Source organism: Streptomyces sp. NPDC051909 (assembly GCF_040681095.1).
GTDB lineage: Bacteria > Actinomycetota > Actinomycetes > Streptomycetales > Streptomycetaceae > Streptomyces.
In genome coordinates this window covers 1-14,990 of the sequence record NZ_JBFAYA010000029.1, presented here as the reverse complement: position 1 = coordinate 14,990, position 14,990 = coordinate 1, and the positions used below count along the sequence as shown (strand labels likewise).

The following is a 14,990-nucleotide window of genomic DNA, read 5'->3' as shown; positions in this document are numbered from 1 at the left end:
AGGGCTCGGGCGTACCTTGACGGCCGATCTGATGAACCGTCAGTAATGCGCGGTGAGGGGTGCTTGAGGTGCCGAACCCGAGAAGGACAGTCAGTGCGCTGAGAGCGGCGGTGGCGGTGGCGGCGGTGGCCGGCTCGGCCGTCCTGCTCTCCGCGCCCGCCGCGTACGCCACCGTCGTCGACGTCGACTACGCCTGCGAGACGAAGATCGGCCCGAAGAACGCCGTCTCGCCCGTCGACATCAAGGCCGAGAAGCGCGGAAGCTCGTACACGATCACGATGTCCTTCGACAAGGGCGTCTCGGACAGCCCGGTCGAGCTCCCGAAGGGCGTCATGACCCCGCGCGCCGAGCTGGTCGTCGGCGGCGCCGACAGTGGCAGGGTGCAGGTCAAGGGCGTGCCGAACGCGGTCGCGATCCCGCCCGACACCCCCATCAGGATCGGGCGGTTGACGGGCACGTACACCCCGAAGAAGAGCGGCAGGGTGACCTTCACGGCCGGCACGCTCATCGTCCACGCGCTCGGCATGGACGCCGCCACCTGCAAGCCGACCAACAGCCCCAAGCCGTCCCTGGAGCTGGATGTGACCGCCGCCGACACCACGGGCGGGGGCGGAGGCGGGAGCGGGAGCGGGGGCGGTGAACTCCCCAAGACCGGCCCGCTCGACTCGGCCACCGCGCTCGGCACCCTCGGCGGCACCGTGCTGCTGACCGGCGCGGCCGGAGTGCTCTGGCTCACCCGGCGCCCGGCCCGGCACACGGCGCGCTGATGCGGGGGGTACGGGCAGGGCTCGGGGCCGTCGCCCTCCTCGGCGTGCTCGCGGCAGCCCCGCCGCCCCGCACCGATGCGGGCGCCGAGTCCTGGACCGCCGCGCCCGCCGCCGCCCGCCCGTACGTCTATCTGGAGGGCGCCGCCGGCAGCGTCCTGCAGGACACCCTGTCCGTCACCAACCCCGGCCCGCGCCCGCTCACCGTCACCCTCACCGGCCGGGGCGCGCCCGTCGCCTTCGCCGCCGCCACCGTGACCGTCCCCGCCCGCACCCGCGCGGACGTGCCCTTCGCCGTCACCGTCACCGCCGACACCCCGCCCGGCGAGCACCGCGGATCGGTACGGGCCGAGGCCGCCGGCCGCGCCACCGTCGTCCCGCTCCACCTGCGCGTGAGCGGACCCCGGCTGGCCGCGCTCACCGTCGAGGACGTGCGCGTGGAACGCTCCGGCGGATCCGGCGACTCCGGCACCCTGCGCTACACGCTGGTCAACCGCGGCAACACGGTGCTCGCCCCGACCCTCGCCGTACGCGCCGAGGGCCTCTTCGGCACGGTCCTGGACCGCCCCGCGCAGGCCCTGCCGGTCAGCCTGCGCCCCGGCGAGCGCGTCACCCGCACCGCCCCCTGGCCCGACCCGCCCGCGCTCGACTCGGTCACCGTGCGTCTGACGGCCGCCGCTCCCGGCGCGGCCCCCGCGACCGCCCGCGCGGACGCCTCCTTCGCCTCCCCGGCGGGCGTCGGCGCCCTGGCGGCCGCCCTCCTCGCGGCGGCCGGCACGACCGCGTACGCGATACGACGGAGGAGACGATGACGTACCTGCGTACGGCGGCGGGCGCGCTGCTCACCGCGCTGCTGCTCACCCTGGTGCCGGGCACGGCCACCGCCGTCGAGGCGCCGCGGGTCGCGCTCTCGCGGAGCGAGGGCGGCAAGGGCGGCGAGATCACCGTCAGCGGCTCCGGCTGGAAACCGGGCGCCCTGCTCATGCTGCTGATCTGCGGACAGGCGGCGCCCGGCAAGGGCGTCATCGGCGGCACCAACTCCTGCGCCAACACCGACGGCCGGGCGGCAACGGTCGACGCCAAGGGCTCCTTCAGCGCGAAACTGCCGGTCGCCGAACCGCCCGTGCCCTGCCCCTGTGTGGTGCACGTGGCCGGGGTGACGGGTCAACAGGATGCCGTGGACACAGCGTTCACGGTCGCCGGCCACCCCACCGCCCCCCTGCCCGAGACCTCCGGCACCGGCCGGCTCGTGGTGCTCACCTCGGCCCGCCTGGAGGGATCCAGCGGGGTACTCGTGTGGTTCGGCGCCCCGGCCCGGCGCGAGATCGTCGTGACCCTCGGCAACCTCGGCCAGACACCGGTCAAGGACCCCCTCTTCGAAGTCGGCACCAGCCACGGGGTGTTCGCGCCGCAGTACGAGGAGCGGCAGTGGCGCGGCACGATCGAACCGGGCCGCAAGGCCCTCGTGAGACTGCCGGTCGAGCTGACCGCCGGCGCGCACGGGGACTACCAGGTGTCCGTGCGGTACGGCGGGAAGGTCGTCGTCGAACAGCCCTGGGGCGTCGGCCGCCCCTGGGGCGTGACGGTCTTCTGGGTGCTGCTCGCCGTCGTCGTCCCGGCCGCCCTCTTCCGTATCGGCATGGCGGTCGTCGACCGCGTCCGCCCGGCGGCCCGCGTCCCCCGGGGCCGCCGCCGGGGCCGGGGCCGTACACCCGCCTCCGCCCCCGCCCCCGTATCCGTATCCGTATCCGAACCCACGGCGGTCCTGCCGTGGTTCACCCCTGACTCCGCACCGTCAGAGACCGGCCCGACGACGAAGGGACAGGCGTGAGGACGACACGCACGACGACACGGAGGATCGGTGCGACAGGCGTCGCGCTGATGCTCGGCGGGGCGGGGATCCTGCTGACCGCCGCACCCGCCATGGCGGCGGAGGTCTCGTACCGGACCGAGTGCATCCCGCCCTCCATCTCCGGCCTCCCGCCGGTGCAGGGCACCACGAAGGTGCAGATCACCGCGCCCGCGGCGGCCAAGGTCGGAGACGAGGTCGAGGTGGTCTGGAAGACGGTCGAGGCCGCGTCCAAGAACCCGGACATCCTCGACCTCGACAAGGACACGGTGAAGCCGACCGGCGTGATCAAGGTCGGCGGCGCGGCGACCGGCACCCTGAACATGGAGGGCCCCCGCCAGAACCCGCCGATCCCGAAGAACAGCCCGATGGTCCTGCCGGACATGAAGGGCAAGCTGAAGCTGGAGAAGGCGGGCGAGATCACGCTGACGCCCGACAAGTACACGATCAACGTCTCCAAGCCGATGTCCACCGACACCAAGTGCTCCCCGAAGGAGACGGTCGCGGTCGGCGCCACGATCAAGGTGACGGACGGCGGTGGCGGCTCCTCGTCCGGTGGTACGACCACGAGCGGTGGTACGACGACGAGCGGTGGTACGACGACGAGCGGTGGTACGACGGCCAGCGGTGGTACGACGACGAGTGGCGGTACGACCACCTCCGGCGGCACCACGACCTCCGGCGGCACCACGGCCTCGGGCGGCACCACGGCGGGAGGCTCGACGTCCGGCGGCTCGGGCGGCCAGACCGACTTCCCCGGCACGCAGGTCTCCGTCGCCTTCGCCTGCCAGGCCCCCGGCCCCGCCTCGATCAGCTCCAAGGTGACCATCGACGCCAAGAGGAACGGCGGCTCCTACGACCTCACCGTCAAGACCGCCAAGGGCGTCATGAACAGCCCGGCCGCCCTCCCCAAGGGCGCCCTCAAGCCCTCGATGGCCGTGAAGATCGGCGGCGCGGACAGCGGCACGGTCACCGTCACCGGCGCGCCCAACCCCGAGCCCCTGGAGGCGGGCAAGCCGGTCGACCTGACCGACATGACCGGCACCTACAAGCCGGGCGCGAGCGGCAAGGCCACCCTGAGCCCCGGCAAGCTGACCATCAGCGTGTCCCTCGGCGGCTCGCCCATCGTCATCCCCTGCGAGGTCAAGGGCTCCGTGCAGGCCTCGCTGACCCTGGACACCGAGAAGCAGGCGGGCGGCACGGCCGGCGGCAGCACCGGCGGCGGCTCGGCCACCACGTCCGGCGGCGGCTCCGGCTCCGGCGGTGGCGGACTCGCCGAGACCGGCGCCGACGACGGCGGCGCCCTGCGCGCCCTCGCCCTGGTCGCCGGCACGGTGATCCTGCTCGGCGGCGCGGTGTTCACCTTCACCCCGTGGGCGCGCCTTCGCAGGTAGCCGGTCGGGCGTCGGATAGGGGGAGGTACTCAGGTCGTACTCATTACCCCCGGTATTCCTTGTGTCGCCGCACGTGCGAATGATTGTCTCCAGGTGTTCGCCCGAGCGAACACCTGGACAGCAAGGCCTGCTCGACCAGCAGGTGAACGACGTGCCGGGCCCTCCCGGAGGGCTCGGCACGAGGAAAGGAACGCACATGCGCTGGGGGAAGAAGCTCGCGTCCGGAGCACTCGCCGTCATGCTGGGTGCCGCCGGCACCGGACTGCTCACCGCCGCTCCGGCCCAGGCGGCGACGAAGTACAACTGCAAGGCCTACGCGAGCATGGACAAGCTGGGCCGCCCCACCGCGTATTCGACCTGCAAGTCGGGCAGCGGGAAGGCGGTCAAGCAGCACCGGGTCGTCATCAAGTGCGACCAGCTGCAGGGGGCACGCGAGCACATGGTGACCTGGACGCTCTACGGCCCCTGGGTCGGGCCGGGCCAGAAGTCCAACGTCCGGTGCGGCACGAAGAACTTCCTGCGCGGCTTCAGCGCCCAGACGCGCTGACGGCCGGTCGCGCTGACGACAGCTGACGACAAAGGGCCTGGCCCGGCACCCGAGGGGGGTGCCGGGCCAGGCCCTTTTCGAGCCGTACGGTCCGTCAGGACGTCAGCGCACGTCGCCCATGAGCGCGCGGATCTTCTTGCCCGCGGTCATGAAGGCCAGGCCCGCGGCGATGGCCACGACCGCCCAGAGCGAGTAGTACAGGGCGTCGCCCAGCGGCTCGTTGAGCTTGGTGGTCCAGCCGTTGAGGGCGTTGCCCGTCGCGGTGGCGAGGAACCACAGGCCCATGATCTGGCCGACGAACTGCTTCGGAGCCAGCTTCGTCGACAGCGACAGGCCGACCGGCGAGAGGCACATCTCGCCGAGGGTCTGGACGAGGTAGACGCTCAGCAGCCAGAAGACGGTGACCTTGCCGGTCTCGCTGTTGGCCGCGGCGGCACCCGCGAGGCCCATGATGGCGAACGATCCGCCGATGAGAAGCATCGCGAGGGCGAACTTCATCGGGGCGCTGGGCTCGCGGTTGCGCCTGGCGAGCTTGACCCACAGCGCGGCGAAGACCGGCGCGAGGACGATGACCATCGCGGGGTTCACGGACTGGTACCAGGACGCCGGGAACTCCCAGCCGCCGATCATGCGGTCCGTCTTGTTGTCGGCGAACAGCGTCAGCAGCGAGCCGGACTGGTCGTAGATCATCCAGAAGAGCACGGCCGTGGCGAAGAACCACATGAAGGCCTGGATCTTCGGCTTGTCCTCGCTCTTCAGCGCCGGGTTGCGGTACATGGCGACGAAGTAGACGACCGGGACGACGATGCCGAGAATCGCGAGCACGTTGACGATGTGCTCGATGTCGTACGTGCCGAGGACGAGGTCCACCAGGAGTGCGGCGACCGCGAGGCCACCCCAGAGCAGAACCTTGCGCAGCGCGCTCCGCTTCTCCTCGGGCGTGGCCGGGGTGCCCGGCACCTTGCCGACGTCACCGAGGTGACGCGAGCCCAGGACGTACTGGACGACGGCGAGGGTCATGCCGATGCCGGCGACGGCGAAGCCGAGGTGCCAGTTGACGTTCTCGCCGAGGTAGCCGACGACCAGCGGGGCGAGCATGCCGCCGATGTTGATCGACATGTAGAAGAGCGTGAAGCCGGCGTCGCGGCGGGCGCCCGGCTGACCCTCGTACAGGCCGCCGACCATGGCCGAGATGTTCGGCTTCAGCAGGCCGGTACCGGCGGCGATGAGCGCGAGGCCCACGAAGAACGCCGTGTCCGAGGGGACGGCGAGGGTGTAGTGGCCCAGGGCGATGACGATGCCGCCGACGAGGACGGCCTTCCGGGCGCCCCAGAGGCGGTCGGCGACCCAGCCGCCGGGCATGGCGGCCATGTAGACGACCGCGTTGTAGACGCCGTAGATGGAGGCGGCGAGCGCCTCACGGTCCTCCAGAGGTCCGTCGAGTACGGCCGCGACCAGGTAGAGGACGAGGATGCCGCGCATTCCGTACCAGGAGAAGCGCTCCCACATCTCGGTCATGAAGAGAGTGGCCAGGCCCCGGGGGTGGCCGAAGAACGTCTTCTCCTCGGAACCCGGGGTTCCGTTCGAAGCCGTCGTCAGGCTGGACGCCATGTCGATCCTTGCTCTGTCGGGACGCGCGCTTCGTGAGCGGGGGCGCCCGGTGGGGGAGCCGGCACCGGTGGGGGCGCGGTGGCGCCCCTCCGGGATCCACGCCCCGGTGCTACGTCGCACCAGGACCCGGCCCACAGGTCATTCACGTCCTCGAGGCGGACCGACGGCCGCCTCGTGCAGAAAAGAGACCCTTGGCGTACATCCCGCCAAAGGTCCCTGTTTACCGCTACAGAACTCTCGACACCATACGACATGACACTGTCGGATATGGAAGGACTTGAGAGATGGATCACAGGTGACGATGGAACCAACTTCCCTCATTCCAAGGTCATGAGCAAATTCCAGACCAAGATCAAAGGTGGGTTCGGGGTGGGTGCTTCACCCCTGTGGATCACGCCCCGGCGGCGCGCCGGCGCGGACTACCATCACCACATGACCCGTGTACTGCTCGCCGAGGACGACGCCTCCATCTCGGAACCGCTGGCCCGCGCCCTGCGGCGGGAGGGATACGAGGTCGAGGTGCGGGAGGACGGCCCCACCGCGCTCGACGCCGGACTCCAGGGCGGGGTCGACCTGGTCGTGCTCGACCTGGGCCTGCCCGGCATGGACGGCCTGGAGGTCGCCCGCCGGCTGCGCGCCGACGGGCACACGGTGCCGATCCTGGTGCTCACCGCCCGCGCCGACGAGGTCGACACGGTGGTGGGCCTCGACGCCGGCGCCGACGACTACGTGACGAAGCCGTTCCGGCTCGCCGAGCTGCTCGCCCGGGTCCGGGCCCTGCTGCGGCGCGGCTCCGCCGAGCCGACCGCCGCGCCGACCACCCACGGCGTGCGGATCGACGTCGAGTCGCACCGCGCCTGGATGGGCGACGAGGAGCTCCAGCTCACCGCCAAGGAGTTCGACCTGCTGCGGGTCCTGGTCCGCGACGCGGGCCGGGTGGTCACCCGCGACCAGCTGATGCGCGAGGTCTGGGACACCACCTGGTGGTCCTCCACCAAGACCCTCGACATGCACATCTCCTGGCTCCGCAAGAAGCTCGGCGACGACGCGGCCAACCCGCGCTACATCTCCACCGTCCGCGGCGTGGGCTTCCGCTTCGAGAAGAGCTAGGCCGACTCCTCCGTGCGCCGCCGTCTGATCAACTCCACGCTCGCCGTGGTGCTCGTCGTCATCGCCGTCTTCGGCGTCTCGCTGGTGATCGTCGAGACGCGCACGATCTCCAGCAGTGCCCAGGAGAGCGTGGACTCCGAGGCGCTGCGGATCGCCTCCATCGTGGACAGCCGGCTGATCGGCGGCGAGCCCGTCGACGCCGGCGTCCTGGCCGACCTGAGCGGCGCCAAGCGCTACGCCCAGGTCCGCATCCCCGGCCGCGCGCTCGTCGAGATCGGCACCCGCCCCACCGGCGGGGTCATCCGCGGCCTCGCCGAGGGCGAGCGCGGCGAGACCGTGCTCGTCGAGGAGAGCCGCGCGGTCGTCACCGACGAGGTGGGCCGCACCCTCATGATCATCGCCACGGTGGCGCTGCTCTGCGTCATGGCGGCCGTGCTCCTCGCCGTACGGCAGGCCAACAAGCTGGCCTCGCCGCTGACCGACCTCGCCGAGACCGCCGAGCGGCTCGGCTCCGGCGACCCGCGGCCCCGGCACAAGCGGTACGGGGTGCCCGAGCTCGACCGGGTCGCGGACGTCCTCGACGCCTCCGCCGAACGGATCGCGCGGATGCTCACCGCAGAGCGCCGGCTCGCCGCCGACGCCTCCCACCAGCTCCGTACGCCGCTCACCGCGCTGTCCATGCGCCTGGAGGAGGTCGCCGTCGCCGACGACCTGGAGACGGTACGGGAGGAGGCGACGATCGCGCTCACCCAGGTGGAGCGGCTCACCGACGTCGTCGAGCGGCTGCTGACCAACTCGCGCGACCCGCGCACCGGCTCGGCGGTCGCCTTCGACCTCGACGAGGTCATCAAGCAGCAGATCGAGGAGTGGCGGCCGGCCTACCGCAGCGCGGGCCGGGCCATCGTGCACTCCGGCAAGCAGGGCATGCGGGCCGTCGGCACCCCGGGCGCGGTCGCCCAGGTCCTGGCGGCGCTGATCGAGAACTCGCTCATGCACGGCGGCGGCACCGTGGCCCTGCGCACCCGGGTCACCGGCAACCAGTCGGTGATCGAGGTCACCGACGAGGGCCCGGGCGTGCCGGCGGACCTCGGGGCGCGGATCTTCGAGCGGGCGGTCAGCGGCCGCTCCTCCACCGGCATCGGCCTGGCGGTGGCCCGCGACCTCGCGGAGGCGGACGGCGGGCGCCTGGAGCTGCTCCAGCAGCACCCGCCGGTGTTCGCGCTCTTCCTGAGCCGCGAGGTCAGGAGCCGTACGGAGGCGGAGTCGGAGCGGCCGGTCCGGTAGGACCTCTCAGGACCGGTAGGACCTCTCAGGACCGCGGGACCGGGCTCAGACCCGGTCGGGCTGCTTGCGCGTGGCCTGGCGGGGCGCCTGCTCAAGGAACGATTCGGCGGCCTGCACCGCCTCCTTCGCCGGCAGCGCCTGGAACACCCAGGTCCGGTACGACCAGAAGCGGAACAGCGTCGCGACGCCGATGCCGAAGAACTTGAAGAAGTTGCTCTGCAGCGGGGTGTCCCAGCCGAAGCCGTACGTCGCCGTGTAGAGCACGCCGTTCTCGATCACCAGGCCGACCGCGCTGAACAGCAGGAACAGCACCAGTTCCCGCGTACGGCCGGACTTGTCGCGGTCGCGGTAGGTGAAGTAGCGGAACCCCACGTAGTTGAAGAGGATCGCCACGACGGTGGCGATGATGCCGGCCCGCACCACCGGGAGGTCGGTGACATGGCGCACCAGGTTGAAGACGAGCAGGTTCACCAGGACGCCGAGACCGCCGACCACGCCGAATTTGGCGACCTCGCGGACGAGCCGGTCCACTCGCGTGCGCAGCGCGCCGGGTTCACTCATCGTGATCGCTCAGTCCTGTCCGTTCCGGAAGGGTTCCGGGAAGTGCTCCGGCCGACGCCCGGGACGGCGTCAACCCAGCCATGCTAACCAGCCCTCCGTACACCCGCCCGGGATGTACGCGATCCGTGCGCGAGCCCACCCCGACTGTGACAAGACACAGCCGGACGAGGCTCCGGAACTTGTGCGGATACCCTAAGAGGGTGACGTTCCCGGTAGTCGGCATGGTCGGCGGCGGTCAGCTCGCTCGTATGACGCACGAGGCAGGCATCCCGCTCGGCATCCAGTTCAAGCTCCTCAGTGACACCCCGCAGGATTCGGCGGCCCAGGTGGTGAGCGAGGTCGTCCTCGGCGACTATCGCGACCTGGACACGCTGCGTGACTTCGCGCGCGGCTGTGACGTGATCACCTTCGACCACGAGCACGTGCCCGCGGAGCACCTCGCGACCCTGGAGGCGGATGGCGTCGTCATCCGCCCGGGCCGCGCGGCCCTCGCGCACGCCCAGGACAAGGGGGTGATGCGGGCGAGGCTCGACGAGATCGGCGCGCCCAGCCCGCGGCACCGCATCGTGGCCGACCCGGCCGACGCGGTGGCCTTCGCCGCCGAGGGCGTCGGCGAGGGCGGAGGCGACGGCTTCCCGATCATCCTCAAGACCGTGCGCGGCGGCTACGACGGCAAGGGCGTGTGGTTCGTGCGCTCCGAGGAGGACGCCCACGACGCCTTCAGGGCGGGCGTGGCGGTGCTCGCCGAGGAGAAGGTCGACTTCGCGCGCGAGCTCGCCGCGAACATCGTCCGCTCCCCGCACGGCCAGGCGGTGGCCTACCCGGTGGTCGAGTCCCGTCAGGTCGACGGCGTCTGCGACACGGTGATCGCGCCCGCCCCCGAGCTCTCCGACGAGCTGGCCGGGCAGGCCCAGGAGCTGGCGCTGCGGATCGCCAAGGAGCTCGACGTGGTCGGCCACCTGGCCGTCGAGCTGTTCGAGACCCGCGACGGCCGGATCCTCGTCAACGAGCTCGCCATGCGTCCGCACAACTCCGGCCACTGGACCCAGGACGGTGCGGCCACCTCGCAGTTCGCCAACCACGTCCGGGCCGTCCTCGACCTTCCGCTGGGCGACCCGCGCCCCCGCGCGAAGTGGACCGTGATGTGCAATGTTCTGGGTGGCGACTACCCGGACATGTATCAGGGGTACCTGCACTGCATGGCGCGGGACCCGCAGCTCAAGATCCACATGTACGGCAAGGACGTGAAGCCGGGCCGCAAGGTGGGCCACGTCAACACCTATGGCGACGACCTGGACGACGTGCTGGAGCGCGCCCGCCACGCCGCCGACTACCTGCGAGGGACGATCGTTGAGTAATCCGGCCGCTTCGAACGCCAGCGCGTCGAGCCCGCTCGTCGGCATCGTGATGGGGTCCGACTCGGACTGGCCCGTCATGGAGGCCGCCGCGCAGGCCCTGGACGAGTTCGAGATCCCGTACGAGGTGGACGTCGTCTCCGCGCACCGCATGCCGCGCGAGATGATCGCGTACGGCGAGGAGGCCGCCGACCGCGGCCTCAAGGCGATCATCGCGGGCGCCGGCGGCGCGGCCCATCTGCCGGGCATGCTGGCCTCCGTCACCCCGCTGCCGGTCATCGGCGTGCCGGTGCCGCTGAAGTACCTCGACGGCATGGACTCCCTCCTCTCCATCGTGCAGATGCCGGCCGGTGTGCCGGTCGCGACCGTCTCGGTCGGCGGCGCGCGCAACGCGGGCCTGCTCGCGGCCCGTGTCCTCGCCGCGCACGACCCCGAACTGCGCGCCCGCATGCGGGAGTTCCAGCAGGAGCTCAACGACCAGGCGACGGAGAAGGGCAAGCGGCTGCGGCAGAAGGTCGAGGGCTCGGGCGCGTTCGGATTCGCCCAGTGAGCGCGGCCGGTGCGCCCGGGGCGCAGGCCCCGGACCGCCTCGCCGAGGCGCGCGAACTCCTCGCCCAGACCCCGGTCGTGGACGGGCACAACGACCTGCCGTGGGCGCTGCGCGAGCACTGCGGCTACGACCTCGACCGGCTCGACATCGCCGGGGATCTGTCCGGCTCCCTGCACACCGACCTCGCCCGGCTGCGCGCCGGCGGCGTCGGCGCGCAGTTCTGGTCGGTGTACGTGCCGGGCCGGCTCACCGGCGACCACGCGGTCAGCGCCACCCTGGAGCAGATCGACGCCGTCGACCGGCTGGTCGAGCGGTACGCGGCGGACCTCGCGCCCGCGCTGACCGCCGACGACATGGAGACGGCCCGCAAGGAGGGCCATATCGCGTCCCTCAAGGGTGCCGAGGGCGGCCACTCGATCAACAACTCGCTGGCCACCCTGCGTGCCCTGCACACCCTGGGCGTGCGCTACATGACGCTCACCCACAACGAGAACAACGACTGGGCGGACTCGGCCACCGACGAGCCGCGGCACGACGGGCTCACCGCCTTCGGCCGCGAGGTCGTCCGCGAGATGAACCGCTGCGGCATGCTCGTGGACCTCTCGCACGTGGCGCCGTCGACCATGCGGGACGCCCTGGACACCAGCGTCGCGCCGGTGATCTTCTCGCACTCCTCGTCCCGCGCGGTCTGCGACCACCCGCGCAATATCCCGGACGGGATCCTGGAGCGGCTGCCCGCCAACGGCGGCGTGGCGATGGCGACCTTCGTGCCGAAGTTCATCCTGCCCGCCGCGGTCGAGTGGACCGGCCGCGCCGACGAGAACATGCGCGCCCACGGATTCCACCACCTGGCCACCACCCCGGACGCGATGGCGGTCCACCGCGCCTTCGAGGCGGACAACCCGCGCCCGGTCGCCACGGCCGCGACGGTCGCCGACCACCTCGACCACATGCGCGAGGTCGCCGGCATCGACCACATCGGCATCGGCGGCGACTACGACGGCACGGCCTTCACCCCGGCCGGCCTGGACGACGTCGCCGGCTACCCGAACCTGATCGCGGAGCTCCTCGTGCGCGGCTGGTCGCCGGCCGACCTGGCGAAGCTGACGTGGTCGAACGCGGTACGGGTGCTGCGTGACGCGGAGTCGGTGGCGCGTGAGCAGCAGGCGCTGCGTGGCGCGTCGATCGCGACGATCGGCGGCTACGGCAGCTGAAGCCGCCGCTGAATTGACGAGGCGCCAGAAAGGCCCCCGCTCCGGCGGGGGCCTTTCCGCTGCTCGTCGCCGCGTCCCCCGGACGGCCCAGTCCGGCGCGCCCGGCGCAGGGGCCGGTGGGACGGTTGCCTTACTGCCCGGTAGTGCGGCAGTGAGTGCAGCAGTACGGAGTTGAGCCACCCATGGCAGATCTGCTCGACGATCCCACCACCACCTTCACCGTCGCCCACGCCGCCTCGGCGGGCGACGCCGATCCCCCCGAACATCCCCGGCCCCTCGACGAGTCGACCCGGGCCCGCGCGCTGCTCGCCGCGCAGCCGGTCGTCGAGGGGCACACGGAACCGCCGCGCGTCACCGACCCGGACCCGGAGGACCTTCCGCCGGTACGGGCCGCGGAGGCGGGAGCACAGCTCTGGTCGCTGCGCGTGGACGCCGACGAGGGCGTCCTCGGCACCCTGCGCCGGATCGACGCGGTCCGCGCGCTCGTGGCGGCCTGCTCCGAGGACCTGCGCCTCGCGTACACCACCTCGGAGATGGAGCACGCCCGCAACTGCGGGCGGGTCGCCGTCGTCCTCGGACCGGTGAGCTGGTCGGCCGTCGGCGGCTCACCCGCCACCCTCCGGGCGTACCATGCGCTCGGCGTACGGGCGGTGAGCCTCACCCGCTACGACCGCTTCGCCCGCGAGGCGGTCCGGGAGATGAACCGGCTCGGCCTGGCCGTCGACCTGGCGGGCGCCGACACCGACACCGTCCGCCAGACCCTCGCGGTGAGCCGGGCCCCGGTCCTCCTCACCCGCGCGGAGCCGGACTCCCTGCCGGACGACGTCTTGCGCCTGCTCGGCGAGAAGGACGGCGTCTGCATGGTCCCGGTCACCCAGGACGCCTCGGCGACGGCCGACACCCTCGACCGCCTCCGCGCCCTCACGGGCCCCCGCGCCCTGGGCCTCTCCCGCACGGAACACCCGCCCACGGGCTACGCCCCCCTCTTCGCGGAGCTCCTGCGCCGCGACTGGCAGGCGCCGGACCTGGTGGCGCTGGCGCACGGCAACGTGATGCGGGCGCTGCGGGAGACGGAGTTCCGCGCGCGGGCGACGAGGCTGAGAGCGGCCTGACGCATACGTGGAGGGGCCCGGTGCCGTACGACGGCACCGGGCCCCTCCGTCGTCGGGTCAGGCCCGCGGGCGGCCCATCGCCCGGTACGTCCAGCCCGCCTCGCGCCAGCGCCCCGCGTCCAGCGCGTTGCGGCCGTCGAGGATGACGGCCGACGAGACGACCGCCGCCAGCTCCGCCGGGTCGAGCGAGTCGCGGAACTCGCGCCACTCGGTCAGGTGCAGGACCACGTCCGCGCCGCGCACCGCGTCGAGGGCGGTCGGCGCGTACCCCAGCGTCGGGAAGAGCCGCCGCGCGTTGTCCATGCCCTTGGGGTCGTAGACGGTGACCTGGCCGCCCTGGAGGTGGATCTGGCCGGCCACGTTCAGCGCGGGGGAGTCGCGGACGTCGTCCGAGTCGGGCTTGAAGGTCGCGCCGAGCACCGCCACCCGCTTGCCGAGGAAGCCGCCGCCCAGCGCCTCCCGGGCCATCTCGACCATGGACGCGCGGCGCCGCATGTTGATGGAGTCGATCTCGCGCAGGAAGGTCAGCGCCTGGTCCGCGCCCAGCTCGCCGGCCCGCGCCATGAAGGCCCGGATGTCCTTCGGCAGGCAGCCGCCGCCGAAGCCGATGCCGGCCCGCAGGAACTTGTTGCCGATCCGCTCGTCGTGCCCGATCGCCTCCGCCAGCTTGGCCACGTCGCCACCGGCCGCCTCGCACACCTCCGCCATCGCGTTGATGAAGGAGATCTTGGTGGCGAGGAAGGAGTTGGCGGAGGTCTTCACCAGCTCGGAGGTCGGGTAGTCGGTCAGCACGAACGGCGAGCCCTCCGCCACCGGCACGGCGTACACCTCGCGCAGCAGCTTCTCGGCCCGCTCGCCGCGTACGCCCTCGGCGACGCCGACCACGATCCGGTCCGGGTGCAGGGTGTCCTGCACGGCGAAGCCCTCGCGCAGGAACTCCGGGTTCCAGGCCAGCTCGACGCCCTCGGGCAGCATGCCCGCGAGCCGCTGCGCCGAGCCGACCGGCACGGTCGACTTGCCGACGACCAGGGCTCCGTCCCGTACGACCCCGGCGAGCGAGGCGAAGGCGGCGTCCACGTACGACATGTCGCACGCGTACTCGCCGTGCCTCTGCGGGGTGTTCACGCAGACGAAGTGGACGTCGCCGAAGGCGCCGACCTCCTCCCAGGAGGTGGTGAAGCGCAGCCGCCCGCTGGATCCCTCGATCCCGGCGACGTGTCGCGCGAGCAGCTCCTCGAGACCCGGCTCGTACATCGGGACCCGCCCGCCGGCCAGTATCTCGATCTTCTCGGGGACCACGTCCAGACCGAGCACCTCGAAGCCGAGCTCCGCCATGGCCGCGGCGTGCGTGGCGCCCAGGTAGCCGGTGCCGATCACGGTGATCTTGAGGGCCATGCGGTCTCCAGTGAGGAGTCGAGGTCGGGCGAATGCCTGCCCGAGCATAGTCGTGCCCTGGCCCGGGGCCCGGTCTCGCCCTACCCTTTGAGTTACTTAACGGTAGTTAGCAAGCGTGGGAGTGTGTGACGGTGGCCGGTTCGGCTGATTTCGATCTGTATCGTCCGTCGGAGGAGCACGAGATGCTCCGGGAGACGGTCCGTGCGCTGGCGGAGGCGAAGATCACGCCGTTCGCGGCCGCGGT

The 14,990-nt window shown here is 72.0% G+C and carries 14 protein-coding genes; 11 read left to right on the top strand and 3 right to left on the bottom strand.

What is annotated here, in order from left to right; all coding sequences use genetic code 11:
- Window positions 1-68 precede the first annotated feature (68 nt).
- The 5 genes from AB0M18_RS31430 (at window position 69) to AB0M18_RS31410 (ending at window position 4,554) form a co-directional block, all read left to right on the top strand.
- A complete protein-coding gene (locus AB0M18_RS31430; RefSeq protein ID WP_365764030.1) occupies window positions 69-767 on the top strand; it encodes a peptidase in 699 nt (232 codons plus the stop codon).
- Window positions 767-1,576 carry a hypothetical protein gene (locus AB0M18_RS31425; RefSeq protein WP_365764028.1) on the top strand — a complete coding sequence of 270 codons (810 nt, stop codon included), beginning with the start codon at window positions 767-769 and terminating at the stop codon, window positions 1,574-1,576. Before AB0M18_RS31430 ends, AB0M18_RS31425 begins: the two co-directional genes overlap by 1 nt.
- Window positions 1,573-2,595: a hypothetical protein gene (locus AB0M18_RS31420; RefSeq protein WP_365764026.1), complete on the top strand. Its 1,023-nt coding sequence runs from the start codon at window positions 1,573-1,575 to the stop codon at window positions 2,593-2,595. The genes AB0M18_RS31425 and AB0M18_RS31420 overlap by 4 nt, the downstream gene beginning before the upstream one ends.
- A gap of 50 nt (window positions 2,596-2,645) precedes the next feature.
- Entirely contained in the window at window positions 2,646-4,007 is a 1,362-nt protein-coding gene (locus AB0M18_RS31415; RefSeq protein WP_365764110.1) for a hypothetical protein, read from the top strand.
- A gap of 196 nt (window positions 4,008-4,203) precedes the next feature.
- A complete protein-coding gene (locus tag AB0M18_RS31410; protein WP_365764025.1) occupies window positions 4,204-4,554 on the top strand; it encodes a hypothetical protein in 351 nt (116 codons plus the stop codon).
- 102 nt (window positions 4,555-4,656) lie between these two features.
- Here AB0M18_RS31410 and AB0M18_RS31405 read toward each other — a convergent pair whose 3' ends face one another.
- The gene (locus tag AB0M18_RS31405; protein WP_365764023.1) at window positions 4,657-6,165 is read right to left on the bottom strand and encodes a peptide MFS transporter; all 1,509 of its coding nucleotides are present in this window, start codon (window positions 6,163-6,165) and stop codon (window positions 4,657-4,659) included.
- A 432-nt stretch (window positions 6,166-6,597) separates the two neighbouring features.
- Between AB0M18_RS31405 and AB0M18_RS31400 the strand changes: the two genes are divergently transcribed.
- Both AB0M18_RS31400 and AB0M18_RS31395 read left to right on the top strand, forming a co-directional pair.
- Window positions 6,598-7,275 carry a response regulator transcription factor gene (locus AB0M18_RS31400; RefSeq protein WP_365764021.1) on the top strand — a complete coding sequence of 226 codons (678 nt, stop codon included), beginning with the start codon at window positions 6,598-6,600 and terminating at the stop codon, window positions 7,273-7,275.
- A gap of 12 nt (window positions 7,276-7,287) precedes the next feature.
- Window positions 7,288-8,559 (top strand): ATP-binding protein, encoded by a 1,272-nt coding sequence (locus tag AB0M18_RS31395; RefSeq protein ID WP_365764019.1) that lies wholly within the window; start codon window positions 7,288-7,290, stop codon window positions 8,557-8,559.
- 45 nt (window positions 8,560-8,604) lie between these two features.
- Here AB0M18_RS31395 and AB0M18_RS31390 read toward each other — a convergent pair whose 3' ends face one another.
- Window positions 8,605-9,120 (bottom strand): GtrA family protein, encoded by a 516-nt coding sequence (locus AB0M18_RS31390; protein ID WP_365764017.1) that lies wholly within the window; start codon window positions 9,118-9,120, stop codon window positions 8,605-8,607.
- Between the two features lie 146 nt (window positions 9,121-9,266).
- Between AB0M18_RS31390 and AB0M18_RS31385 the strand changes: the two genes are divergently transcribed.
- The 4 genes from AB0M18_RS31385 to AB0M18_RS31370 all read left to right on the top strand — a co-directional run bounded on the left by AB0M18_RS31385 (window position 9,267) and on the right by AB0M18_RS31370 (window position 13,351).
- Window positions 9,267-10,478 (top strand): 5-(carboxyamino)imidazole ribonucleotide synthase, encoded by a 1,212-nt coding sequence (locus AB0M18_RS31385; protein ID WP_365764015.1) that lies wholly within the window; start codon window positions 9,267-9,269, stop codon window positions 10,476-10,478.
- Window positions 10,479-10,527: 49 nt separating this feature from the next.
- Window positions 10,528-11,025, top strand: a complete 498-nt coding sequence (purE, locus tag AB0M18_RS31380; RefSeq protein WP_365764108.1) for a 5-(carboxyamino)imidazole ribonucleotide mutase — start codon at window positions 10,528-10,530, stop codon at window positions 11,023-11,025.
- The gene (locus tag AB0M18_RS31375; RefSeq protein WP_365764013.1) at window positions 11,022-12,239 is read left to right on the top strand and encodes a dipeptidase; all 1,218 of its coding nucleotides are present in this window, start codon (window positions 11,022-11,024) and stop codon (window positions 12,237-12,239) included. The genes purE and AB0M18_RS31375 overlap by 4 nt, the downstream gene beginning before the upstream one ends.
- A 182-nt stretch (window positions 12,240-12,421) precedes the next feature.
- The gene (locus tag AB0M18_RS31370) at window positions 12,422-13,351 is read left to right on the top strand and encodes a membrane dipeptidase (RefSeq protein WP_365764011.1); all 930 of its coding nucleotides are present in this window, start codon (window positions 12,422-12,424) and stop codon (window positions 13,349-13,351) included.
- 57 nt (window positions 13,352-13,408) lie between these two features.
- On the opposite strand, the gene AB0M18_RS31365 is transcribed toward AB0M18_RS31370, so the two are convergent.
- Window positions 13,409-14,746: a UDP-glucose/GDP-mannose dehydrogenase family protein gene (locus tag AB0M18_RS31365; RefSeq protein WP_365764009.1), complete on the bottom strand. Its 1,338-nt coding sequence runs from the start codon at window positions 14,744-14,746 to the stop codon at window positions 13,409-13,411.
- Window positions 14,747-14,990 lie beyond the last annotated feature (244 nt).

What these genes read in the sequence shown, in the direction of transcription:
- AB0M18_RS31370 (WP_365764011.1), top strand. Translation starts at nt 12,422, where the DNA reads ATGGCAGATCTGCTCGACGATCCCACCACCACCTTCACCGTCGCCCAC.
- AB0M18_RS31390 (WP_365764017.1), bottom strand. Translation starts at nt 9,120, where the DNA reads ATGAGTGAACCCGGCGCGCTGCGCACGCGAGTGGACCGGCTCGTCCGC.
- AB0M18_RS31410 (WP_365764025.1), top strand. Translation starts at nt 4,204, where the DNA reads ATGCGCTGGGGGAAGAAGCTCGCGTCCGGAGCACTCGCCGTCATGCTG.
- AB0M18_RS31425 (WP_365764028.1), top strand. Translation starts at nt 767, where the DNA reads ATGCGGGGGGTACGGGCAGGGCTCGGGGCCGTCGCCCTCCTCGGCGTG.
- AB0M18_RS31400 (WP_365764021.1), top strand. Translation starts at nt 6,598, where the DNA reads ATGACCCGTGTACTGCTCGCCGAGGACGACGCCTCCATCTCGGAACCG.
- AB0M18_RS31415 (WP_365764110.1), top strand. Translation starts at nt 2,646, where the DNA reads ATGCTCGGCGGGGCGGGGATCCTGCTGACCGCCGCACCCGCCATGGCG.
- AB0M18_RS31420 (WP_365764026.1), top strand. Translation starts at nt 1,573, where the DNA reads ATGACGTACCTGCGTACGGCGGCGGGCGCGCTGCTCACCGCGCTGCTG.
- AB0M18_RS31365 (WP_365764009.1), bottom strand. Translation starts at nt 14,746, where the DNA reads ATGGCCCTCAAGATCACCGTGATCGGCACCGGCTACCTGGGCGCCACG.
- AB0M18_RS31405 (WP_365764023.1), bottom strand. Translation starts at nt 6,165, where the DNA reads ATGGCGTCCAGCCTGACGACGGCTTCGAACGGAACCCCGGGTTCCGAG.
- purE (WP_365764108.1), top strand. Translation starts at nt 10,528, where the DNA reads ATGGGGTCCGACTCGGACTGGCCCGTCATGGAGGCCGCCGCGCAGGCC.